At 64.6% G+C, this 21,056-nt stretch carries 19 protein-coding genes; 9 read left to right on the forward strand and 10 right to left on the reverse strand.

The genetic code is table 11. The features are described 5' to 3' along the window. From AC19YR_RS22650 to AC19YR_RS22660, 3 genes are all read right to left on the reverse strand, one after another. Positions 1-628 (reverse strand): thiolase family protein (locus AC19YR_RS22650; RefSeq protein WP_500600247.1); only part of this gene is annotated, 628 nt, incomplete at its 3' end. 26 nt (positions 629-654) lie between these two features. After that, complete coding sequence (locus AC19YR_RS22655; protein ID WP_095111195.1) at positions 655-1,314, reverse strand: CoA transferase subunit B; 660 nt, start codon at positions 1,312-1,314, stop codon at positions 655-657. 35 nt (positions 1,315-1,349) lie between these two features. Beyond that, a complete protein-coding gene (locus AC19YR_RS22660; RefSeq protein WP_095111196.1) occupies positions 1,350-2,048 on the reverse strand; it encodes a CoA transferase subunit A in 699 nt (232 codons plus the stop codon). A 148-nt stretch (positions 2,049-2,196) separates the two neighbouring features. On the opposite strand from AC19YR_RS22660, the gene AC19YR_RS22665 reads away from it, so the two are divergent. After that, positions 2,197-3,099, forward strand: a complete 903-nt coding sequence (locus AC19YR_RS22665) for a LysR family transcriptional regulator (protein ID WP_095111197.1) — start codon at positions 2,197-2,199, stop codon at positions 3,097-3,099. Here the strand turns inward: AC19YR_RS22665 and AC19YR_RS22670 are convergent. Beyond that, a complete protein-coding gene (locus AC19YR_RS22670; RefSeq protein WP_095111198.1) occupies positions 3,073-3,513 on the reverse strand; it encodes a CBS domain-containing protein in 441 nt (146 codons plus the stop codon). The genes AC19YR_RS22665 and AC19YR_RS22670 overlap by 27 nt on opposite strands. Before the next feature lie 337 nt (positions 3,514-3,850). Here AC19YR_RS22670 and AC19YR_RS22675 point away from each other — a divergent pair, with 337 nt between their 5' ends. Together AC19YR_RS22675 and AC19YR_RS22680 are read left to right on the forward strand one after the other, a co-directional pair. Continuing rightward, on the forward strand, positions 3,851-4,543 hold the full coding sequence (locus tag AC19YR_RS22675; RefSeq protein ID WP_095111199.1) for a hypothetical protein: 693 nt from the start codon (positions 3,851-3,853) through the stop codon (positions 4,541-4,543). Between the two features lie 139 nt (positions 4,544-4,682). Further along, on the forward strand, positions 4,683-5,498 hold the full coding sequence (locus AC19YR_RS22680; RefSeq protein WP_095111200.1) for a hypothetical protein: 816 nt from the start codon (positions 4,683-4,685) through the stop codon (positions 5,496-5,498). 3 nt (positions 5,499-5,501) lie between these two features. Here the strand turns inward: AC19YR_RS22680 and AC19YR_RS22685 are convergent, their stop codons facing one another. The 5 genes from AC19YR_RS22685 to AC19YR_RS22705 all read right to left on the reverse strand — a co-directional run bounded on the left by AC19YR_RS22685 (position 5,502) and on the right by AC19YR_RS22705 (position 11,329). After that, positions 5,502-6,392, reverse strand: coding sequence for a MurR/RpiR family transcriptional regulator (locus AC19YR_RS22685; RefSeq protein WP_500600250.1), 891 nt, complete (start codon positions 6,390-6,392; stop codon positions 5,502-5,504). Positions 6,393-6,446: 54 nt separating this feature from the next. After that, complete coding sequence (locus AC19YR_RS22690; protein ID WP_500600251.1) at positions 6,447-7,559, reverse strand: succinylglutamate desuccinylase/aspartoacylase family protein; 1,113 nt, start codon at positions 7,557-7,559, stop codon at positions 6,447-6,449. 59 nt (positions 7,560-7,618) lie between these two features. After that, positions 7,619-8,437: an ABC transporter substrate-binding protein gene (locus AC19YR_RS22695; RefSeq protein ID WP_371856255.1), complete on the reverse strand. Its 819-nt coding sequence runs from the start codon at positions 8,435-8,437 to the stop codon at positions 7,619-7,621. A gap of 161 nt (positions 8,438-8,598) precedes the next feature. Further along, a complete protein-coding gene (locus AC19YR_RS22700; protein ID WP_095111204.1) occupies positions 8,599-9,915 on the reverse strand; it encodes an MFS transporter in 1,317 nt (438 codons plus the stop codon). 97 nt (positions 9,916-10,012) lie between these two features. Next, complete coding sequence (locus AC19YR_RS22705) at positions 10,013-11,329, reverse strand: L-fuconate dehydratase (protein ID WP_500600254.1); 1,317 nt, start codon at positions 11,327-11,329, stop codon at positions 10,013-10,015. Positions 11,330-11,413: 84 nt separating this feature from the next. On the opposite strand from AC19YR_RS22705, the gene AC19YR_RS22710 reads away from it, so the two are divergent. The 5 genes from AC19YR_RS22710 (at position 11,414) to AC19YR_RS22730 (ending at position 18,160) form a co-directional block, all read left to right on the forward strand. Next, complete coding sequence (locus tag AC19YR_RS22710) at positions 11,414-12,391, forward strand: LysR family transcriptional regulator (protein WP_500600256.1); 978 nt, start codon at positions 11,414-11,416, stop codon at positions 12,389-12,391. Positions 12,392-12,499: 108 nt separating this feature from the next. After that, positions 12,500-13,453: a LysR family transcriptional regulator gene (locus AC19YR_RS22715; protein WP_095111207.1), complete on the forward strand. Its 954-nt coding sequence runs from the start codon at positions 12,500-12,502 to the stop codon at positions 13,451-13,453. A 144-nt stretch (positions 13,454-13,597) separates the two neighbouring features. Continuing rightward, a complete protein-coding gene (locus AC19YR_RS22720; protein ID WP_500600258.1) occupies positions 13,598-15,151 on the forward strand; it encodes a UxaA family hydrolase in 1,554 nt (517 codons plus the stop codon). Between the two features lie 166 nt (positions 15,152-15,317). Continuing rightward, positions 15,318-16,898 (forward strand): aldehyde dehydrogenase (NADP(+)), encoded by a 1,581-nt coding sequence (locus AC19YR_RS22725; protein ID WP_500600259.1) that lies wholly within the window; start codon positions 15,318-15,320, stop codon positions 16,896-16,898. A 68-nt stretch (positions 16,899-16,966) separates the two neighbouring features. Next, positions 16,967-18,160, forward strand: a complete 1,194-nt coding sequence (locus tag AC19YR_RS22730; protein WP_500600260.1) for a fumarylacetoacetate hydrolase family protein — start codon at positions 16,967-16,969, stop codon at positions 18,158-18,160. 128 nt (positions 18,161-18,288) lie between these two features. On the opposite strand, the gene potE is transcribed toward AC19YR_RS22730, so the two are convergent. Continuing rightward, positions 18,289-19,596, reverse strand: coding sequence for a putrescine-ornithine antiporter (potE, locus tag AC19YR_RS22735; RefSeq protein ID WP_500600261.1), 1,308 nt, complete (start codon positions 19,594-19,596; stop codon positions 18,289-18,291). Positions 19,597-19,817: 221 nt separating this feature from the next. Here potE and fabV point away from each other — a divergent pair, with 221 nt between their 5' ends. Continuing rightward, positions 19,818-21,017, forward strand: coding sequence for an enoyl-ACP reductase FabV (gene fabV, locus AC19YR_RS22740; RefSeq protein ID WP_095111212.1), 1,200 nt, complete (start codon positions 19,818-19,820; stop codon positions 21,015-21,017). Positions 21,018-21,056 lie beyond the last annotated feature (39 nt).

The raw sequence follows: 21,056 nt of genomic DNA on the forward strand, positions 1-21,056 counted from the left end.
CGCCTTTGCGTTGGGGAATCAGGATCGGGGTGATTTCGTCGGCAAAGCGCCCGGCCTCGATGGCGGCCACGGCTTTTTGCTGGGATTTGGCGGCGAAGGCATCTTGGTCTTCGCGGCTGATCGCGTACTTTTCGACGAGGTTCTCGGCGGTAATGCCCATGTGGTAGTCGTTGAAGGCATCCCACAAGCCGTCGCTAATCAGGGTGTCGACCATTTTTGCGTGGCCCATGCGCAACCCGGTGCGTGCGCCCGGCAGCACGTAGGGGGCCAGGCTCATGTTTTCCATGCCGCCGGCAATGATGACTTCGGCATCGCCACAACGGATGGCCTGGGCGCCCAGGTGCAGGGCCTTGAGGCCCGAGCCGCAGACTTTGTTTAGGGTCATTGCTGGTACGGCGTGGGGTAGGCCGGCGAGGATCGCCGCTTGGCGCGCCGGGTTCTGCCCGGAGCCTGCGGTGAGGACCTGGCCGAGGATCACTTCATCGACTTCACTGGCGGCCAGGCCGGTTTGCGCCAGCAGGCGACGAATCACCGCCGCCCCCAGCTGCGGCGCGGGAATACTGGCCAACGCACCCTGGAAACTGCCAATGGCGGTGCGGGTCGCCGCGACAATCACAACCTCTTGCATAGTGTTTGCTCCTTGGGTTCGGCGGTTCAGGCGAACTGCATTTCGGGCACGTGGTCAGGGACGATCAGTTTGCCGGCGGTCTTGCTGACGATTTCCTCGACGCTCACGCCTGGGGCGCGTTCCTTGAGGATAAAGGCGCCGTCCTGGATCTCCAGGTAGGCCAGGTCGGTCAGCACTCGCTTGATGCAGCGCGCGCCGGTCAGCGGCAGGCTGCAACGGCTCAGCAGTTTGGATTCGCCATCCTTGGAGGCGTGGGTCATGGTGACGATGATGTTCTCCGCGCCGGCCACCAGGTCCATGGCGCCGCCCATGCCCTTGACCAGTTTGCCGGGGATCATCCAGGAGGCGATGTTGCCTTGCACATCCACCTCGAAGGCGCCAAGCACCGTGAGGTCGATATGGCCGCCGCGGATCATCGCGAAGGATTCGGCGGAGGAGAAAATCGAAGCGCCGACGCGGGCGGTGACGGTTTGTTTGCCGGCGTTAATCATGTCGGCATCGACTTCATCTTCGGTGGGAAAAGCGCCCATGCCCAGCAGGCCATTTTCCGATTGCAGCATGACTTCCATGCCTTCGGGGATGTAGTTGGCGACCAGGGTGGGGATGCCGATACCCAGGTTCACGTAGTAGCCGTCCTGCATTTCACGGGCGACGCGCTGGGCCATTTGTTCGCGGGAAAGTGCCATTGTTGTTGTTCCTTGCATGCGGTCCGGGGCGGGGGTTACTTGCGTACGGTGCGCTGTTCGATGCGCTTCTCGAAGGTGCCGCAAATGACCCGGTCGACGTAGATGCCGGGGGTGTGGATCTGCGAGGGGTCCAGCTCGCCGGGTTCGACGAGTTCTTCGACTTCGACCACGGTGATCTTGCCCGCCGTGGCGGCCAGGGGGTTGAAGTTCTGCGCGGTGTGGCGGTACACGACGTTGCCGAAGTGGTCGGCTTTCCAGCCCTTGACGATGGCGAAGTCGCCGGTGATGGATTCTTCCATCAGGTACGGGCGGCCGTTGAACTCGCGGGTTTCCTTGCCGTCGGCCACCGGGGTGCCGACGCCGGTGGCGGTGAAGAACGCCGGGATACCCGCGCCGCCAGCACGCATTTTTTCGGCCAGGGTGCCTTGGGGGGTGAGGTCGACTTCGATTTCGCCGCTGAGCAGTTGCTGCTCGAACAAGGCGTTTTCGCCGACGTAAGACGCCACGACCTTGCGGATCTGCCGGTCTTCGAGCAGCACGCCCAAGCCAAAGCCATCGACGCCGCAGTTGTTGGAGACCACGGTGAGTTCACGCGTGCCTTTGCGTTTGATCTCGGCGATGAGGTTTTCCGGGATGCCGCACAGGCCGAAGCCGCCGCAGATGACAGTCATGCCGTCTTCGAGGCCGGCCAGGGCCTCCTCGTAGGACGCCACACGCTTATCGAAACCTGCCATTGGGACCTTCCTCTTTTATTGTGGGTTTGACGCAGTGTTGCGCTGGGGCATTCATTTGTTAAGTTGATTTTTAAGGATGATTGATTTAGAAAAACAATGATTAGGGGCAAGCGGCAAGCGGCAAGTCATAAGCTGAGTGGAGGTGGGTGTGACGGTTAAGCAGATACGGGCGTTCCTGGCGGTGGCGCAGAGCTTGAGCTTTGCGTTGGCGTGTGAGCGGTTGCATTTATCGCAGTCGGCGTTGAGTTTGACCATCAAGGCTTTGGAAGAAGGTTTGGGCGGGCGGTTGTTTAGCCGTACCACGCGTAACGTCAGCCTGACGGCCGAAGGGGAAGCCCTGCTGCCGTTGGCGCGGCGGTTGATCGCCGATTGGGACAACGCCGAAGATGAACTGCGTCAGCGCTTCACCCTGCAACGGGGGCGCGTGACACTGGCGGCCATGCCTTCGTTTGCCGGCAACCTGCTGCCGCCGATCCTCAAGACCTTTCGCGGGCGTTACCCCCAGGTCAATGTCACGGTCAACGACGTGATTAACGAGCAGGTGCTGGAAATGGTCCGCGACCGCCAGGTGGAACTGGGGGTGGCGTTCGAGCCGGGGCCGGGGTCGTCGTTGCATTTCACGCCGCTGTACCTGGACCGCTTTGTCGCCGTGGTGCCCGCCGACTGTGCCCTGGCGCGGCACACGCAGGTGGATTGGGTGACGCTGCTGGAGCACCCCTTCATCACCCTGCAACGGCCCTCCACCGTGCGGGTGATGCTGGAGGAACACTTGCAGGCGCGGGGGATGAAGTTGCCGGTGGAGTTTGAAAGCCACCAACTGGCGACGGTGGGGCGTATGGTCGCCAGTGGCCTGGGGGTGAGTGCGGTGCCGGCCCTGTGCGCCGGGCAGATGCGTGAATTGGGTGGCCATTGCCTGACCCTCAGCGAGCCGGTGGTGGAACGCGCCATCGGCGTGCTGACCAAACCCGGCCAGGAGTTGTCGGCAGCGGCCCAGGCGCTGTTCGACAGTTTGCTGGCGGCGCACTCACTCGCCGCGGATGTACTGCTCTAACTGGCGGATCAGGTCGGCCTGTTCGGCGATGGCTTCCTTGACCAGGTCACCGATGGACAACAGGCCCAGCAACTGGCCGTTTTCCACCACCGGCAAATGGCGCAGGTGGCTGTCGGTCATGATGCCCATGCAGCCTTCGACGGTTTGGTGGGAGTCCACGGTGATGACCGGCGAGCTCATGATGTCGCTGACCGGCGTGCCCACCGACGAGCGCCCCTTGAGCACCAGTTTGCGGGCGTAGTCCCGTTCGCTGATAACCCCCACCACCACGCCGTCCTTGACCACGGGCAGGGCGCCGACGTTCTTCTCGGCCATTTTCATCAAGGCTTCGAGCACCATTTGGTGAGGCGCGATGGTGTGCACTTGCTGGTTGTGCTGGGCCTTGAGCTTCAGGAGTTGGGCAACGGTCTTCATGGTGGGCCTCGACGGTGGCATGCCGGGCGGCAGAAGGTGCCGCCCTGTAGTGTTTGACGCAGCGCGCGTTAATACAGAATCGTGGAGTGCGGCCCGCAGGGCAAGGGCCAAAGCGGCATGCAAGCGGGTGAAAAACGTCATTTTTCGGCAAATTTTCAGCGATTGGCGCGAAAACCTGCCTCAGCCTCACCCGACAGACGTACCTCGGCGCCACTGATGGCATTGCGCTTTTAGCGCTACGCTCAATAAAATCGGGCGCGTCGCGGTGATGTCACTGTGTGGTGGCACTGTTTGGCCGGGCCGGATATCGCAAGCACTCAACCCGAAGGAGGCGTCCATGAACCCGTTGCATTGGCCCGCAGTGCTGTTGCTGGCGTGGGCCGCCAGTGCGCCCGTGTGGGCCCAGGGCTCATGCCCGCCTGGCTATGGCAAGAATTGGCAAGGCCAGTGCCTTGATTGCTCCAAACCGATGTCCGAAGCCCTCTGTGCCGGGGATGCCGGCGGCTATTCCACCAGCGCCGAGCCCGACCGCGTCGGCCAGGCCTCCGAGGCCTTGGGCGCGGTGGGCGACTACCTGCAAAAACGCGCCGATGCCCAGGACCGCGAGGCGCAACAGCAACGCCAGCAGGCCGAGCAACAGGAAGCCCTGGAAAACCAGCGCAACGCCCGGGGCGTGGCGGCGTTCAATAACGCGGTCGATAACCTGGAAAACACCGACTGGGAAAGTCAGGCCTTGCAGAGCCAAGCGCCCCGCCCCGGCAAAAAAGGCCTGGACTGCGACTGCGGCACAGTGGTGGCCCGTTGCGAGGCCACCATCGATTCTCTCAAGCGCACTGGCAAGACCGGTTTCAGCTTCCGCGTGTCATCCACCGAGGCGCAGTGCTCCAAGGTCTCCTACTTCATTGATGGGCGGCCCAACCTGACGGTTCTTAACCGCCGTTCCTCGGCCATCGAACAGGCGTCGGGGCAGAAGAACCTGACCTTGCAGCAGTTCGATATCGAGCGCTGCGAGGTGTGCGCCAGCCAGTAGCAAGCGGGCTCGCCCGCGCTCGGTCGCGTAGCGGCCGTAAAAACGCTGTAAGGCACACCATTGTCGAGGGACGCTACGCACCCCAGCGCGGGCGAGCCCGCTTGCTACAACAACCACAACGAGGACCCGCGGGAGGCTTATGAAAATCCTGATGATGGTATTGCCCTTGGTGGCCGTGCCGGCCCTGGCCGCCGAACTCAAGCAAGTGCGGGTGTTGCCCGGCGAAGCCCGGCACATCTCGCCGGCGCTCAAGCGCCAGTACGAGTACGACCCGGAAATCGGCAAGGTCGGCACCGCGGCGGCCAAGCTGCAATCGGTGACCATGGCCGACGGCAAGGCCTACCCCGCGTGGGGCTATGTGTATACCGGCGACGGTGGCACGGTGACGCGCCTGCCGATCTACCACGGCTTCGCCGCGCTGCAGAGCTACCAGGCGCCCGATCAGATCCAGAACTGCGGCACCAAGGACAGCCTGACCGCCAACACCAAAGTCGTGCTGTCGAAGACCAGCCCCTGGCCGGCGCCGGTGTTCAAGGTCTACAGCGAAGAGCTGTACTCGCGCCAACCCCTTGATTGCGTGACCCAATGGACCAAGTCCTACCCCACTGAGCCGGTGGTGATCCAGACCAAGAAGCTCACCGAATGCCGCCAGTTGCGCAGCGGCCCGGCGCGGGAGCTGAGCGCCAACCTGGCGGGCAAGCTTTATGAATACAACTGTAAAAGCTTCACCCTGGGCAGTTACGAAGGGGCGAAGATGACGCCCACGGCCGACGCGACCGTGGTGTATTCCGACTACCTGGACACCGTGGTCAGCGGCAAGCTGCACAACGTGCCGGGGGTGGATTTCGACTACACCGCGCAACCGGCCCAGCGCCTGAGCTACACCTTTTTGGACGAGGCCGGCACGCGCCAGACCCTGGAAGTCAGCAGCCAGTTCGGCTGGGGCATCCCCTAGGTTTCAGCGCCGTGGCGCTTGCAGGTACGACACCACGCTTTCGGTCAGTTCGGTGGCCAGTTTCACGCAGGCCGGGTTGCGCGCCATCACAGCCGCCACCAGGCCTTCGATCAGGGCCAGCACGGCGATGCTGGAACTGGTCAGCACCGGGTGCTCGGCGGGGGCGAAGAGCACTTGGTCGGCCAGGGCGGTGAGCGGCGAGGCAGGGGAGTCGGTGATGGCCAGCACGCGGGCGCCGCGTTCGTGGGCAAAGCGGGCCAGTTGCAGGGTGTCCAGGGAGTAACGCGGCAGCGAGATGGCCAGCAGCACGTCCTGTTCGGTGATGGCGGCGAGGCGATAGGCGGCGTTTTCGTTGCCGCCCTCCATGCTGATGGCGCAGGCATCGGCGCAGAACGGCATCAGGGTCGCGGCCGCATAACCGGCCAGGTACACGCTGTTGCCAAACCCCAGCACATAGATCTTGCGCGCTGCCGTCAGGCCTCTGACAAAGGCCTCGAACGCCTCGCCCGGGTTGTTGCTGGCGGCGGTGGCGAGGTTGCTGCTGGCGATCTGGATTTGCTCCGGCAGGCCAAAGGCGCCGTCGGGGCGCTGGGCCAGTTGATCGCGCAGTTTGTCCACCGGCGAGACCATCTGTTGCAAGGTATCGATCAACTCGGCGCGCATGCCAGTGTAGCCGCCCAGGTCCAGGGCCTTGGCCAGGCGATTGACCGCCGCTGGCGAGGTGGCGGTTTCTTGGGCCAGTTCCTCGATGGTCAGGGTGGCGGCCTTGAGCGGGTGGCGCAGGATGAAGTCGGCCACCTTGCGCAGCGAGGGCGGCAGGTCGCTGATGATCTGCGCCAGTTTGCGCATCACCGGGGTGGCGTAGACCGTGGTGTCGGAGGCGGGGCTCGGCATGGGCGGTGCAACCTGTGTGAAGGCGCCCCGCGCCAGTGGCGTGGGGCGGGGACGTCAGTCGGTGAGCAAGCGGCCCTGGCGCAGCACCTGGGTGCCGGCGACCTTGGCCAGCCACAGCCCCGGTTGGGCGAAACGCAGGCGTTCGCGGGCGTAGAGCAAACCGTCGGTGGTGGCGTGGACCACGCTGTGGCGGTCGGTGAGCGGGTCGAGGACTTCAAACAACGGGTCGCCGACCCGCACCCGCGCACCCACCGCTTGCAGGAAGCTGACCACCCCCGCGTGGGGGGCGTAGGCGTATTGGGTGGCGGCAAACGGCGTGGCGTCGCAGCACTCGCCGGGCACGGGTGGCCAGTCGCCGGCGATCAGGCCCTGGTCGGCCAGGTAGGCGAGGATCTGCTCGGCGCAGGCGATGCTCGGTTCGCGGTCGGTGTCGGTCATGCCGCGCAACTCCAGGGTACTGGCCACGCAGGCCAGGGGCACCGGCACCTGGGGGAAGCGCTCGGCCAGTTGCACCCAGGGCAGCGAGCAGGATTCGTCGAACGCCTTGCCGCCGGAATCATCGGCCAGCAACACGGCCCCGGCCTCCAGGCGCGCGGCGAGGGGGCGGATCTGCGCCCAGTGCTGGGGGATGGCGTAAAGCAGCATCACACCCTCGAAATCGCAGTGCAGGTCCAGCACCAGGTCGGCGTCGCAGGCGTGTTGCAGCAGCAGGCGGCGCAGGCCTTCGGTCTCCGACTGCGCGGCGGGCAGGGCGGCGATGGCCTCGCCCATGGCGGCACGGATCAGGGCGACGTTGGCGTCGGCGTCTTGGGTCAACTGGCCGTCGATGCGCAGTGCGACGGCATCGGCCAGTTGCGGGAAGTCACGGTTGAAATTCTTGCCGCTGGAAAACTCGAAGCGGCCTTGGTGGGTGCCCTGGAACATCTGCGCCAGGCCAATGGGGTTGGCCACCGGCACCAGTTCGATCACCCCGTTGAGGCGGCCCTGTTGTTCCAGCTCCCGCAGGCGCGCCTTGAGTGCCACCGCCACGCGCATGCCCGGCAGTTCATCGGCGTGCAGCGAGGCCTGGATATAGGCTTTGCGCGGGCCCTGGCCAAAACGAAAGACCGACAACTGCCGCTCGGTGCCCATGGCACTCCAGGGCAGCAGGTGTTGAATGTGTTCCATGCAAATCCTTAGTGGGAGCCCTGGCGAGCGCGGGCGCGCGCCAGGGTGAACGCGGGGGCTTAGCGAGCGCCGTAGATGTCGAAAGTGAAGTATTTGGCCATCACTTTGTCGTAGGTGCCGTTAGCGCGGATAGCGTCGATGGCGGCATCCAGGCGTTCCTTGGTTTGGACGTCGCCCTTGCGGATGGCGATGCCGGCGCCTTTGCCGAAGTATTCCGGCTTGCTGGCGGTGGACGGGCCGACCATGGCGAAGCCTTTGCCCTGCGGGGTTTGCAGGAAGCTGTCGTTGGTGAACACGCTGTCGGCCAGGGCGGCGTCGATACGGCCGTTCTGCAGGTCAAGGAACGCTTGGGCCTGGGTGTCGTAGCGCACCACCTCGATGCCGGTTTTTTCCAGTTCGGCAGTGGCGAAACGGTCGTAGGTGGAGGCACGCTGGACTCCGACTTTCTTGCCCTTGAGCTCGACCAGCGAATCGCTGAGCTCAGTGCCGGCCTTCATCGTGTAGCGGCCAGGGGTGTGGTAGTACTTCTTGCTGAAGTCCACCGACTTGAGGCGGTCGGGGGTGATCGACATGGACGTGACCGCCGCGTCGATCTTCTTGGTGTTGAGCGACGGGATCATGCCGTCGAACGCCAGGACCACCCATTGGCACTTGACCTTCATTTCTTCGCACAGCGCATTGCCGATGTCGTAGTCGAAACCGCCGAGCTTGCCTTGCTGGTCTGCGTAGTTGAACGGCGGGTAGGCCGCTTCGATGCCCATGCGCATGGTTTTTTGATCGGCGTGGGCAAACAGACTGACGGCGCTAAGTACCAAAGCACCGAAAACGTGGGTCTTTTTCAAATGGTTCACTCCTGTGTGGGACGTGCGGGTGGTCATTACCCTTGGCCAAAAGGTTGGCGCGGCTATAAATGACAGGTTTTATTTCACAAATCAATCCACTGAAAGTAAACGTATCAACCCCGCCAGCGCCCAGCAAAAAGGGCGCCGAAGCGCCCTGTGGGAATGGCTGTAGCAAGCGGGCTCACCCGCTGACTACCTTAGGCGGTGGTGGTTTGTTCCTGGCCTTGGCGCAGGCGTGTGCTGATAAGCGCCGCGACCACCAGCAACCCGGCGATTACCAGCAAGCCGTTGCGGGTGCTGCCGGTGGTTTGTTCGATCAGGCCCATCACCGAGGGGCCGACGAAACCGCCGAGCAAGCCGCACGTGGTGACGAACGCCAGGCCCGCCGCCAGGGCCGTGCCGCTGAGGCGGCTGGAGGGGAAGACGAAGATGATCGACTGCACCACGAACAGCATCAGCGCGGTGAGCGAGAAACCGATCAGGCCGATGTAGGAGTTGGAGAACGACGCCAGCAACAGGCCGCTGGCCATGGTCAGCAGGCCGAAGAACAGGATGCGCCGGCAGCGCTGCGGTGAGGTGGCCAGGCGTGGGAACGTCGCGGCGCCGATGGCGGCGGCGATCCACGGCACCGAGGTCAGCAGGCCGATTTGCAGGGGCGTCAGCGCGCCATAGGTGCCGATGATGCCGGGCAGGAAGAAGATCACCGTGTAGATGGTGATCTGATGCACGAAGTACACAGCAATCGCCAGCCAGATCTGCTTGTCGCGGAACATCTGCCCCAGGCGGCTTTGCTGCGGCGAGGCGGCGCGCTCGGCGCTCAGGCGTTCTTCGATGGCGCGGGCCTGGGCTTTGGTCAGCCAGGAGGCGGAGGAGGGGCCGTCGGGCAGTTTTTTCCATACCACGTAGGCCAGGGCCACGGCGGGCAGGCCTTCGAGCACGAACAGCCACTGCCAGCCGTGCCAGCCCAGCCAGCCGTCGAGTTCCAGCAAGGCGCCGCCCAACGGGCCGCTGAGGATGTTGGCCAGGCACACGCCGAGCAGGAAGTAACCGGTGGCCCGTGCCCGTTGTTCGCGGTTGAACCAATAGGTCAGGTACAGCATCACGCCGGGGAACAGGCCGGCCTCGGCCACGCCCAGCAGCAGACGCATGATGTAGAAGGAGGTTTCGCCCTGGACGAACGCCATGCCTGCGGACAACAGGCCCCAGGTAATCATGATCCGGGTGATCCAGAACCGGGCACCCACGCGTTGCATGATGAGGTTGCTGGGCACCTCGAACAGCGCGTAGGTCAGGAAGAACAGCCCCGCGCCCAGGCCATAGGCCGCGGCGGAGAGGCCCAAATCGATGCCCATGCTGGCCTTGGCCAGGGCAATGTTGGTGCGGTCGAGGAAACTCATCACGTAGACCACCACCAACAGTGGCATGAGTTTGCGCAACAGCAGGCGGTTCAGGCGGCTTTCATCGGTGACGCCGGCAGTGCTTGCCTGGGCCGCCGCGGTACTTAGGATTGTCATTTTTATAGTCCTAATGTGGGCAGGTACAAAGGGTCAAACCGGTGGTGCAACCCTTGCCCGCCGGGGCGGGCAAGGGGAGTGGGGCAGTGTTCGCGGACTATTGCGGCTCCAGGTCCACCCAGATAGCGCCGCCAGGGTACTGATATCGCTCCAGGGTTTGCGCGCTCATTTCGATGCTGTAGCCCGGTTGCTGGGGTGGCATGTAGCGCCCGCGGCGGATCACCACCGGCTCCAGGAAGTGCTCGTGCAAGTGATCGACGTATTCGAGCACGCGATTTTCCAGGGAGCCGGAAACGGCGATGTAGTCGAAGATCGAGATGTTCTGCACGTACTCGCACAGGCCGACGCCGCCGCCGTGGGGGCAGACCGGCACGTCGAACTTGGCGGCCATCAGCATCACGATCAGCACTTCGTTGAGGCCGCCCAGGCGCGCGGCGTCCAGTTGGCAGAAGTCCATGGCCTGGGCCTGGAACATCTGCTTGAACATCACCCGGTTGTGGCAGTGCTCGCCGGTGGCGACGCCAATGGGCTTGATGCGCTGGCGGATGGTGGCGTGGCCGAGGATGTCGTCGGGGCTGGTGGGCTCTTCGATCCACCAGGGGTTGAACGCGGCGAGGCGGCGCATGTTAGCGATGGATTCATCCACGCCCCAGACCTGGTTGGCGTCCATCATCAGGGTCAGGTCCGGGCCCAGTTCTTCACGCAGGATCGCGGCGCGGCGGATGTCTTCTTCCAGGTTGGCGCCGATCTTCTGCTTGACGTGGGTCCAGCCGTCGGCCACGGCTTCGCGGCACAGGCGGCGCATTTTCTCTTCGCTGTAGCCCAGCCAGCCTGGCGCGGTGGTGTAGCCGGGGTAGCCTTCGCGCAGCATGTGCGCTTCGCGCTCGGCCTTGCCCGAGGCCTTGCGGCGCAGCAGGGCGATGGCTTCTTCGGGGGTGATGGCGTCGGTCACGTAGCTGAAATCCAGGCACGCCACCAGTTGCTCGGGGCTCATGTCGGCGAGCATTTTCCACACCGGTTTGCCTTCGACCTTGGCCCACAGGTCCCATACGGCGTTGACGATAGCGGCGGTGGCGAGGTGGATCACGCCTTTTTCCGGGCCCAGCCAGCGCAGTTGGCTGTCGCCGACGGTGATGTTGTGCCAGAAACCGCCCATGTCGGCGGTGATGTCTTCCAGGGTCTTGCCGACGATCAGTGGCGCCAGGGATTGCACGGCGGCGCAGCAGATCTCATTGCCACGGCCGATGGTGAACGTCAGGCCGTGGCCTTCCAGGCCTTTATCGGAGTCGGTGTGCAGCACCACATAAGAAGCCGAATAATCCGGCGCGCTGTTCATGGCGTCGGAGCCGTCCAGCGAACGGGAAGTCGGGAAACGGATGTCGCGTACGCTCAGGTGGGTAATTCGAATGCTCATGGCGAACTCTTTTTTGTAGGTGACGTCTTGGAAGCCCGACTGTAGGGTGAGCGGCGATATAGGCATAATCGTCGATTCGTATAGATGGATACCAAAATTGATATGTCAGAGCTGCCCGTCAAACCCTCGCTGCCAGCGGCCAAAACCTTCAGCCCGCTGAAGATTTCCAGCCGCCAGATCGCCTTGCTCAATGCCCTGGGCGAGTACCGCAACCTGCGCCGCGCCGCCACGGCCATGCACACCACCCAACCGGCGGCGAGCCTGCTGTTGCAGCAACTGGAAGAGCGCCTGGGGGCCAAGTTGTTCGAGCGCTTGCCCCGGGGCATGGAGCCGACCCTGTATGGCGAAGTGATGCTGCATTACGCCCAGGGCGCGGTGCATGAGTTCGAACACGCCGAAGCGCAACTGGCGGAGCTGGCCCGGGGCGCCTCGGGCCTGGTGCGCATCGGCACGGTGATGGGGCCGGTGCCCACGGTATTGACCCGGGGCGTGCTGGCCTTCAAGGCCGACAACCCGAAAGTGCGCATCAGCATCGAGGTGGGCACCAGCGACACCTTGCTCCCGGCCCTGGTGCGCGGCGACTACGACGTGGTGCTGGGGCGCCTGCCGGACCAGAGCGACAGCCAGGGCCTGAACATCGAGCTGTTCGAACAGGGCGAGCAGATGCGCGTGATCGCCCGCCCCGGGCACCCACTCGCCGGCGCGGCGCGCTTGAGCCTGGCCGACCTGATGGCACTGACCTGGATTCTTCACCCTCTCGACAGCCCCATGCGCCGCCGCGTAGAAAACGCCCTCAACGCCGGCGGCATGGTGCAGGCCCTGGATATCGTCGAAACGGCCTCGATCCTGGCCACCACCGCCATGATCGAAGCCTCGGACATGATCGCTGTGGTGCCCAACGATGTGGCCGAGCACTACGCGCGCTACGCCATGGTGGCGATTTTGCCGGTGGAACTGCCGATCTCCATGGTCAACCTGGGCCTCTTGACCCGCCAAGCCCGGCCCCTGGCCCCGGCGGTGAGCCGGTTGCTGGGGTACTTGCGCGAGTGTGGCAAGGGCTGACCCACCTGCAACATGGTGGGAGCGATCCCACACAGGCCAGCCCTTGCTTAAGTGACCCAGCGCACCCCGCCCGCTAGACTCCCCGCCATTTCCCCAAGGACATCGCCCATGCCCCCGGCCATTTCCCATCCTGCCTTCTGCAATTGGTTGCGCTTCAAGCACCTGGTGCTGATCGACACCCTGGCCCGCACGCGCAACATGCACACCACCGCCCAGCAGATGAACCTCAGCCAACCGGCCCTGAGCAAGATGCTGCGCGATTTGGAGGAGCAGTTCGGCTTTGCCCTGTTCGAGCGCCTGCCGCGCAGCATGCCGCCCACGGAGCTGGGGGAGTACGTGGTGCGCTACGCCCAGGTGTCGCTTAACGATTCCCAGCGCTTTGTCGATCAGGTCAATCGCCTGCGCCAGGGCGGCCACGGCTTTTTGAAGGTGGGTGGGATCTTTGCCGCCACCTCGGTGGTGCTGCCCGAGGCCATTGCCCTTATCAAGGCCCGTAGCCCGTTGTTGTCGATTGAGGTGGTGGAGCAGTCCAGCGACCACTTGCTGGCCATGCTGGAGCAAAACAAGCTCGACCTGATAATCGGCCGCTTCACCGATGAGCGCTTCGCCCAGCTCTTCGACTTCCAGCCCTTGGGCCCGGAGCCGTTCTGCCTGGTGGTCAACCATCGCCACCCGCTGGCGCAAGGCCCGGTCAGCCTGGCCGACCTGAGCCAGTGGCCGTGGGTGCTGTACCCGGTGGGCACGCCGATCCGCGCACGCATGGAGGCAGCCTTCGCCGCCGTGGGCCTGGCCACGCCGGCCAATACGGTGGACACCATCTCCATGCCCACCTTCCTGCAACTGCTGCAATCGGGGCCGATGATCGCCATGCTCCCGGAGTCCATGGTCAGCGCCCACCTGCACAACGGCTTGCTCAAAGCCCTGGACACGCCGCTGCAACTGGCGCCCCTGGACTACGGCATCCTCACCCGCAAAAACGAACGCCTGACCGGGCCGACCCGGGAGTTTGCGGAAATCCTCCTGGAATTCGCCCGCCAGCGCCGTAATGGGGAAATTGCCTGAAGCGATAACCTGGGGTTATCGGTCAATCGCAACCTTTCATTGGGCAATGGCCCGGCAGCTCCTTAGAGTGGTTATAGACCTGCTCGATCCTGATCGAGCACGTAATAACAAGAACCTACGGTGTAACCGTCTCTGAGAGGTTCCATGGAACTGATTGCCAAGACCCAAGGCTTTGACACCCGCGCGGCCGTGATCCGCCTCAACCCCTTGGACAACGTATTGATCGCCCGCCAGGCCCTGCCCGCAGGCCTGGTGCTGGCCGCCGAGCAAATCACCGTGCGCCAGGCTGTGCCGTCGGGGCACAAGGTCGCCACCGTGCGCATCGAGCAGGGCCAGCCCCTACGCCGCTACGGGCAGATCATCGGTTTCGCTTCGCAGACCATCGAAGCCGGCGACCATGTGCACGTGCAGAACGTGGAAATGGGCGACTTTTCCCGCGATTACGCTTTTGGCGTCGACGCCCATGAAGTGCCGGCCAGCGAAGCGTTTTTTGACGGCATCGTGCGCGCCGATGGCCGGGTCGCCACCCGCAACTACGTCGGCATCCTGACCTCGGTGAACTGCTCGGCCACCGTGGCCCGGGCCGTGGCCGACCATTTTCGCCGCGACATCCACCCCGAAGTGCTGGCCGCCTACCCGAACATCGACGGTGTGGTGGCCCTGACCCACGGCGCCGGTTGTGCGGTGGATCCCAGCGGCGAAGCCCTGGGCCTGTTGCGCCGCACCTTGGGTGGCTACGCGGTACACCCCAACTTCGCGGCGGTGTTGATTATTGGCCTGGGCTGCGAAACCAACCAGATCGAAGACCTGCTGGCCACCCAGGGGCTGACCAAGAGCGATCAACTGCGCGCCTTTACCATTCAGGGCGTGGGCGGCACCTCGAAAACCATCGCCAGCGGCATTGAGCAGGTCAAGAGCCTGCTGGCCCAGGCCAACGAGGTCAAGCGCGAGCGGGTCAGTGCCAAGCACCTGGTGGTGGGCCTGCAATGCGGCGGCTCCGATGGTTATTCGGGGATCACCGCCAACCCGGCCCTGGGCAACGCAGTGGATCGCCTGGTGGCGGCCGGCGGCACGGCGATTCTCTCCGAGACTCCGGAAATCTACGGCGCCGAACACCTGCTGACACGCCGTGCGGTGAGCCGTGCCGTGGGCGAAAAACTCATCGTCCGCATCCACTGGTGGGAAGCCTACTGCGAGCGGATGAACGCCGAACTCAACAACAACCCCTCGGCCGGCAACAAGGCCGGGGGCTTGACCACCATCCTGGAAAAATCCCTGGGGGCGGTGGCCAAGGCCGGCTCCAGCAACCTGGTGGATGTCTATGAATACGCCCAAGCCGTGCGCGCCAAGGGCCTGGTGTTTATGGACACCCCCGGCTACGACCCGGTGTCGGCCACCGGCCAGGTCGCCGGCGGCGCCAACCTGATCGCCTTTACCACCGGGCGCGGCTCGGCCTACGGCTGTGCGCCGGCGCCCTCGATCAAGTTGGCGACCAACAACCGGGTGTTCGAGTACCAAGAAGAAGACATGGACGTGAACTGCGGCGGCATTGCCGACGGCAGCACCAGCATCCAAGAGCGGGGCGCCTACATCTTCCAGATGATGCTCGACATCGCCTCCGGCCAACGCAGCAAAAGCGAACAGCACGGCTACGGCCAGAACGAATTCGTGCCGTGGCAGATCGGCGCGGTGACGTGATCGCGCGCCCCCGGCTGATCTGCTGTGGAAGCGGGCTTGCCCGCCACAGCGGTGGGTCAGTTGGCAACTGTATGGCCTGACAGTCCGCCATCGCGGGCAGGCCCGCTACCACTGGGTTGTGTGGCTGCCGGCCCTTTTTTTACTTTTCACCAAGGGAACTCTTCAAATGAACCTCTCCGGATTCAACTTCATTGACGGTCAACGCAGCGCCGAAGGCGATACTCGCCTGCACAGCGTCGACGCCACCACCGGCGAGCAACTGCCGGGCGCGTTTTTCCAGGCCACCCTGGGCGAGGTCGACCTGGCCGCGGAAGCCGCCGAGCGCGCTTTCCCGATCTACCGCAACCTGCCGGCCGCGCGCCGTGCCGAATTCCTAGACGCCATCGCCGACGAACTCGATGCCCTGGGCGATGACTTCGTAGCCCTGACCTGCCGCGAAACCGCGTTGCCCACCGCCCGTATCCAGGGCGAGCGCGGCCGCACCAGCGGGCAGATGCGCCTGTTCGCCCAAGTGCTGCGCCGTGGCGACTTTTACGGTGCGCGCATTGACCAGGCCCTGCCCGAGCGCAAACCGCTGCCGCGCCCGGACCTGCGCCAGTACCGCACCGCCGTGGGCCCGGTGGCTGTGTTCGGCGCCAGCAACTTCCCGCTGGCGTTCTCCACCGCCGGCGGCGACACCGCCTCGGCCCTGGCCGCCGGTTGCCCAGTGGTGTTCAAGGCCCACAGCGGCCACATGGCCACGGCTGAGCGGGTGGCCGAAGCGCTGGTGCGCGCCGCCGAGAAAACCGGCATGCCCACGGGCGTGTTCAACATGATTTTCGGCGGCGGTGTCGGCGCTGCGCTGGTCAAGCACCCAGGCATCCAGGCCGTGGGCTTCACCGGCTCCCTCAAGGGCGGCCGCGCCCTGTGCGACATGGCGGCCGCGCGCCCGCAACCGATCCCGGTGTTTGCCGAGATGTCGAGCATCAACCCGGTGTTGGTCCTGCCCCAGGCCTTGCAGGCCCGCAGCGCCGCCATCGCCAAGGACCTCAGCGCCTCGGTGGTTCAGGGTTGCGGCCAGTTCTGCACCAACCCGGGGCTGATCCTGGGCATCGCTTCGCCGCAGATGAGCGCATTTGTCGAGCAACTGCGCGCACACATGGCCGAGCAGGCGCCACAAACCATGCTCAACGCCGGCACCCTGGCCAGCTACGGCAAAGGCTTGGCGGCGCTGCACAGCCACCCCGGCGTCAGCCACCTGAGCGGCCAGCCACAAAGCGGCAACCAGGCCCAGCCGCAACTGTTCCAGGCTGATATCAGCCTGCTGCTGGAACACGATGAACTGCTGCAAGAAGAAGTCTTCGGCCCGTGCACGGTGGTGGTACTGGCCGCCGACCGCAAAGAGCTGCTGCGCGCCGTGCGTGCCCTGCAAGGCCAACTGACCGCCACCCTGTTGGCCGAAGACGCCGACCTGGTGGAGTTTGCCGAGCTGTTGCCGATCCTCGAACAGCGCGTCGGCCGCGTGCTGCTCAACGGCTACCCGACCGGGGTGGAAGTCAGCGACGCCATGGTCCATGGCGGCCCGTACCCGGCCACGTCCGACGCCCGTGGCACTTCCGTGGGTACGTTGGCCATCGACCGCTTCCTGCGCCCGGTGTGCTTCCAGAACATCCCCGATGCGCACCTGCCCGACGCTCTGAAAAACGCCAACCCATTGGGCATCGCCCGCCTCGTGGACGGCCAGAGCAGCACCCGCGCCCTGGGCTGATTCGCCCCGACGTTCCCGCCCCCTGACCGCCAGGGGGCCATCCCCTACATCACCTTGCGAGTGTTGCGATGAACAACAACCTGAATTTGAGCGCCAACGCCCACGTGTTCGATACCGGCACCTGGGTGGGCCGCGTGTGCCTGCCCAACGAAGGGCCGGCCGTGGTCCTGCTGAAAAACGCGGCGGTCTACGACATCAGCGCCCATGTCGCCACCGTCTCGGCCCTGCTGGAACTGAACGACCCGGCAACTTGGCTGCGGGCCGTGCCCCTGGGCGCGCCGCTGATGGAACTGCAAACCCTGCTGGACAACAGCGACCCGGCCCGCCAGGACCGCAACCAGCCATGGCTGCTGGCGCCAATCGACCTGCAAGCGGTCAAGGCTGCCGGCGTAACCTTCGCCGCGAGCATGCTGGAGCGGGTGGTCGAAGAGCAGGCCAAGGGCGACCCAGCCGTGGCCGACGCCATCCGCGGCACTCTGGTGGCGCAAATCGGCAGCGACCTGTCGCAGATCGTCCCCGGCTCCGAGCAGGCCCAGGCCTTGCGCGCGGTACTGGTGGAGCAGGGCCTGTGGTCGCAGTACCTGGAAGTGGGCATCGGCCCCGACGCCGAGATCTTCACCAAGGCCCAGCCCCTGTCGGCGGTCGGCCACGGCGCGCTGATCGGCATCCACCCCAAGTCGAGCTGGAACAACCCCGAGCCGGAAGTGGTGCTGGCGGTGAACAGCCTCGGCAAGATCCAGGGCGCGATGCTGGGTAATGACGTCAACCTGCGCGACTTCGAAGGGCGCAGCGCGTTGCTGCTGTCCAAGGCCAAGGACAACAACGCCTCCACCGCGGTGGGGCCGTTCCTGCGCCTGTTCGACGACAGCTTCGACCTGGACGACGTACGTGCCGCCGAAGTGGACCTGCGTGTCACCGGCGACGATGGCTTCGTCATGCAGGGCCGCAGCTCTATGCGCCAAATCAGCCGCGACCCGGCCGACCTGGTGCAACAGACCCTCAACGAAAACCACCAATACCCCGATGGCCTGGTGCTGTTCCTCGGCACCCTGTTCGCCCCCAAACAAGACCGCGACCAACCCGGCGGCGGCTTCACCCACAAACCGGGCGACGTGGTCAGCATCAGCAACCCACTGCTGGGCACCCTGTGCAACCGCGTCACCACCAGCGACCAGGCCCCAGCCTGGGAATTCGGCTTGCGCGCCCTGATCGAAAGCCTCGATCGCCGCGGGTTGTTGCAGGTGGCGGTGAAGGCACGCTGAGCCTGTGTTGTTGTAGCCAGTGGGCTGGCCCGCGTTCGGTCGCGTAGCGGCTGGAAAAACCGACCTGGCGTCACACCGCTGGAGGGGCGCTGCGCACCCCGGCGCGGGCGAGCCCGCTTGCTACAGGGTCATGGGGTGCGTGGCGTATGCCTTTGGCTGACAAAGCCAAACAACGTATAGCCACTTAAGGTAAACAACGCCCCCAGCATCAGCGCCTGGGCGCCGGAGCTGTATAGCGCCAGGTAGCTGTAGGCCGAGGCGAGCAGGGCGATGAGGTTGGTCAGGCGGGCTTGGCCCGGGGCGATGCCGGCGGCTTTCTGAATGGTCATCACGGCGGCCATGGACAGGATGTAAGGCACGATGTTGGTGACCACCGCCAGGTTCACCAGGGTGTCGAACTGCTTGCTCAAGTCCGGGTTCAGGGTCATCAGCACCAGCACCGTTTGCAGGCCCAGCAGGATCGACATGCCCCACACGGGCGCCCCGGCGCTGTTGAGGCGGGCGAACACGGGCAGGAAGTAGCCGGCGTCGGCCGAGCTCTTGAACACCTGGGCGATGGTGAACTGCCAGCCCAGCAGCGAGCCGGCGCAGGCGACGATCATCATGCCCATCACCACATCGCCCACCAGGGGCGTGAACATCTTGGCGAACACCAGGCCGAAAGGCGCGGTGGAGCTGACCAGTTCCGGGTTGGCGACGATCCCGGCGATCACGTTGGTGGACAGGATGTACACCAGCGCCGCGCCGAGGGTGCCGCCCAATACGGCGATGGGCACGTTGCGCTCGGGGTTTTCCACGGCGTCGCTGTTGGCGCAGGCCGATTCCAGCCCCAGGAAGGCCCACAGGGTGATGGACACCGACGCCGTGGCCGCATGCCACCAGCTCGCGTCGTGGGGGTTCCAGGCGGCGCGGTAGACCGAGGCGTCGAACCAGAACCAACCGACCGTGGCCACCACCAGCACCGGGGCGATGATGCCCCACACCGTGACCGCGCCGATTTTGCCGGTAACCTGTGCGCCGCCAAAGTTGGGCAGGGTGGTCAGCCATAGCAGGGCGATGGTGGCCAGGCCAATCTGCAGGGCGCTCAACTGCCAGCCGAACAGTTCTTGCAGGTAGCCGATGGCGGTGATGCCGATGGCCACGTTGGCAATCAGCAGCGAGCTGCCGTAGGTGTAGTTGGTCAGGTAGTTGCCGGCCTTGCCGAAGGCGTATTCGGCGTAGCCACCCATGCCCCCGGCCTTGCGGCTGAGCATGCCGCACCGGGCGAAGGCGTAAGCCAGCGCCAGGGAGCCGGTGGCGGTCACCAGCCAGGACAGGATCGAAATGCCGCCGACCTCGGCCAGTTTGGCCGGCAGCAGGATGATCCCCGAGCCGAGCATGTTCACAGCGGTGAGCAGGGTTAGCTGCATCACGTTCATTTTCTTGGGCAGGGCCATCCAACCAATCCTTGGGCGCGGGGAAGGCTGTAGCTGTAGCGGATTATCGGCGTGATGCCAAGTGGACATTTGCCCGGCGAAGCGCCACTCTCGCCGGGGTTTGCCAATGGCTAAAGCGAATCTTTGCGTGACGCCTGGCGATTACGAGCGTCATAGACCCGAACGAGCGGCGCGGCATGGCCTGCGCCGGCTCTCGGAATTTTGAAAGAGGGAGACCTTTTATGATCGTCAAACCGCGTGTCCGTGGTTTTATTTGCGTGACCACCCACCCGGTTGGCTGCGAAGCCAACGTCAAGCACCAGATCGACTACGTTACCGCCCAGGGGCCGATTGCCAACGGGCCGAAGAACGTTTTGGTGATCGGGGCTTCCACCGGCTATGGCCTGGCAGCGCGCATCAGCGCCGCGTTCGGCTGTGGCGCCAACACCCTGGGCCTGTTCTTCGAGCGTGAAGGCGACGCAGGCAAACTGGGCACCGCCGGCTGGTACAACAGCGCCGCGTTCCACAAGTTCGCCGAGGCCAAGGGCCTGGTGACCAAGAGCATCAATGGCGACGCGTTCTCCGATGCCATCAAGCAGATCACCATCGACACCATCAAGAAAGACTTCGGCGGCAAGATCGACCTGGTGGTCTACAGCCTCGCCTCGCCACGGCGCACCCACCCCAAAACCGGCGAAGTGTTCAGCTCCACCCTCAAGCCGTTGGGCAAGTCCATCACCCTGCGCGGGGTGAACACCGACAAGGAAGTGGTGCAGGACACCACCCTGGAACCGGCGACCCAGGAAGAGATCGACGGCACCATCGCGGTCATGGGCGGTGAAGACTGGCAGATGTGGATCGACGCCCTGCATGGCGCCGGTGTCCTGGCCGAAGGCGCGAAAACCACCGCGTTCACCTACCTGGGCGAAAAACTCACCCAGGACATCTACTGGAACGGTTCCATTGGCGAAGCCAAGAAGGACCTGGACAAGAAAGTCGTGGGCATCCGCCAGCAACTGGCTGATATCCAGGGCGACGCCCGGGTATCCGTGCTCAAGGCTGTGGTGACTCAGGCCAGTTCGGCGATCCCGATCATGCCGCTGTACCTGTCGCTGCTGTTCAAGGTGATGAAGGAGCAGGGCAGCCACGAAGGTTGCATCGAGCAGGTCTATGGGCTGTTCCGCGAGAGCCTGTACGGCAGCAACCCGCTGATCGACGAAGAAGGTCGCCTGCGTGCCGACTACAAGGAACTGGCCCCCGAGGTACAGGACCGCGTCAAGGCGCTGTGGGACCAGGTCACCAGCGAAAACCTGCACGAATTCACCGATTTTGCCGGCTACAAGCAGGAGTTCCTGCGCCTGTTCGGCTTCGAGATCGAAGGCGTGGACTACGAGGCTGATGTCAGCCCCGATGTTGAGATCAAGAACCTGATCCAGGGTTGATCTGCACCCCTCCAACCCTTGCCCGGTGACGGGCAAGGG

This window comes from Pseudomonas sp. MF08817 (assembly GCF_059862705.1).

Coding starts and splice junctions, on each gene's coding strand:
- AC19YR_RS22655 (WP_095111195.1), bottom strand. CDS start 1,314: ATGGCACTTTCCCGCGAACAAATGGCCCAGCGCGTCGCCCGTGAAATG.
- AC19YR_RS22660 (WP_095111196.1), bottom strand. CDS start 2,048: ATGGCAGGTTTCGATAAGCGTGTGGCGTCCTACGAGGAGGCCCTGGCC.
- AC19YR_RS22670 (WP_095111198.1), bottom strand. CDS start 3,513: ATGAAGACCGTTGCCCAACTCCTGAAGCTCAAGGCCCAGCACAACCAG.
- AC19YR_RS22675 (WP_095111199.1), top strand. CDS start 3,851: ATGAACCCGTTGCATTGGCCCGCAGTGCTGTTGCTGGCGTGGGCCGCC.
- AC19YR_RS22680 (WP_095111200.1), top strand. CDS start 4,683: ATGAAAATCCTGATGATGGTATTGCCCTTGGTGGCCGTGCCGGCCCTG.
- AC19YR_RS22685 (WP_500600250.1), bottom strand. CDS start 6,392: ATGCCGAGCCCCGCCTCCGACACCACGGTCTACGCCACCCCGGTGATG.
- AC19YR_RS22690 (WP_500600251.1), bottom strand. CDS start 7,559: ATGGAACACATTCAACACCTGCTGCCCTGGAGTGCCATGGGCACCGAG.
- AC19YR_RS22695 (WP_371856255.1), bottom strand. CDS start 8,437: ATGACCACCCGCACGTCCCACACAGGAGTGAACCATTTGAAAAAGACC.
- AC19YR_RS22700 (WP_095111204.1), bottom strand. CDS start 9,915: ATGACAATCCTAAGTACCGCGGCGGCCCAGGCAAGCACTGCCGGCGTC.
- AC19YR_RS22705 (WP_500600254.1), bottom strand. CDS start 11,329: ATGAGCATTCGAATTACCCACCTGAGCGTACGCGACATCCGTTTCCCG.
- AC19YR_RS22710 (WP_500600256.1), top strand. CDS start 11,414: ATGGATACCAAAATTGATATGTCAGAGCTGCCCGTCAAACCCTCGCTG.
- AC19YR_RS22715 (WP_095111207.1), top strand. CDS start 12,500: ATGCCCCCGGCCATTTCCCATCCTGCCTTCTGCAATTGGTTGCGCTTC.
- AC19YR_RS22720 (WP_500600258.1), top strand. CDS start 13,598: ATGGAACTGATTGCCAAGACCCAAGGCTTTGACACCCGCGCGGCCGTG.
- AC19YR_RS22725 (WP_500600259.1), top strand. CDS start 15,318: ATGAACCTCTCCGGATTCAACTTCATTGACGGTCAACGCAGCGCCGAA.
- AC19YR_RS22730 (WP_500600260.1), top strand. CDS start 16,967: ATGAACAACAACCTGAATTTGAGCGCCAACGCCCACGTGTTCGATACC.
- potE (WP_500600261.1), bottom strand. CDS start 19,596: ATGGCCCTGCCCAAGAAAATGAACGTGATGCAGCTAACCCTGCTCACC.
- fabV (WP_095111212.1), top strand. CDS start 19,818: ATGATCGTCAAACCGCGTGTCCGTGGTTTTATTTGCGTGACCACCCAC.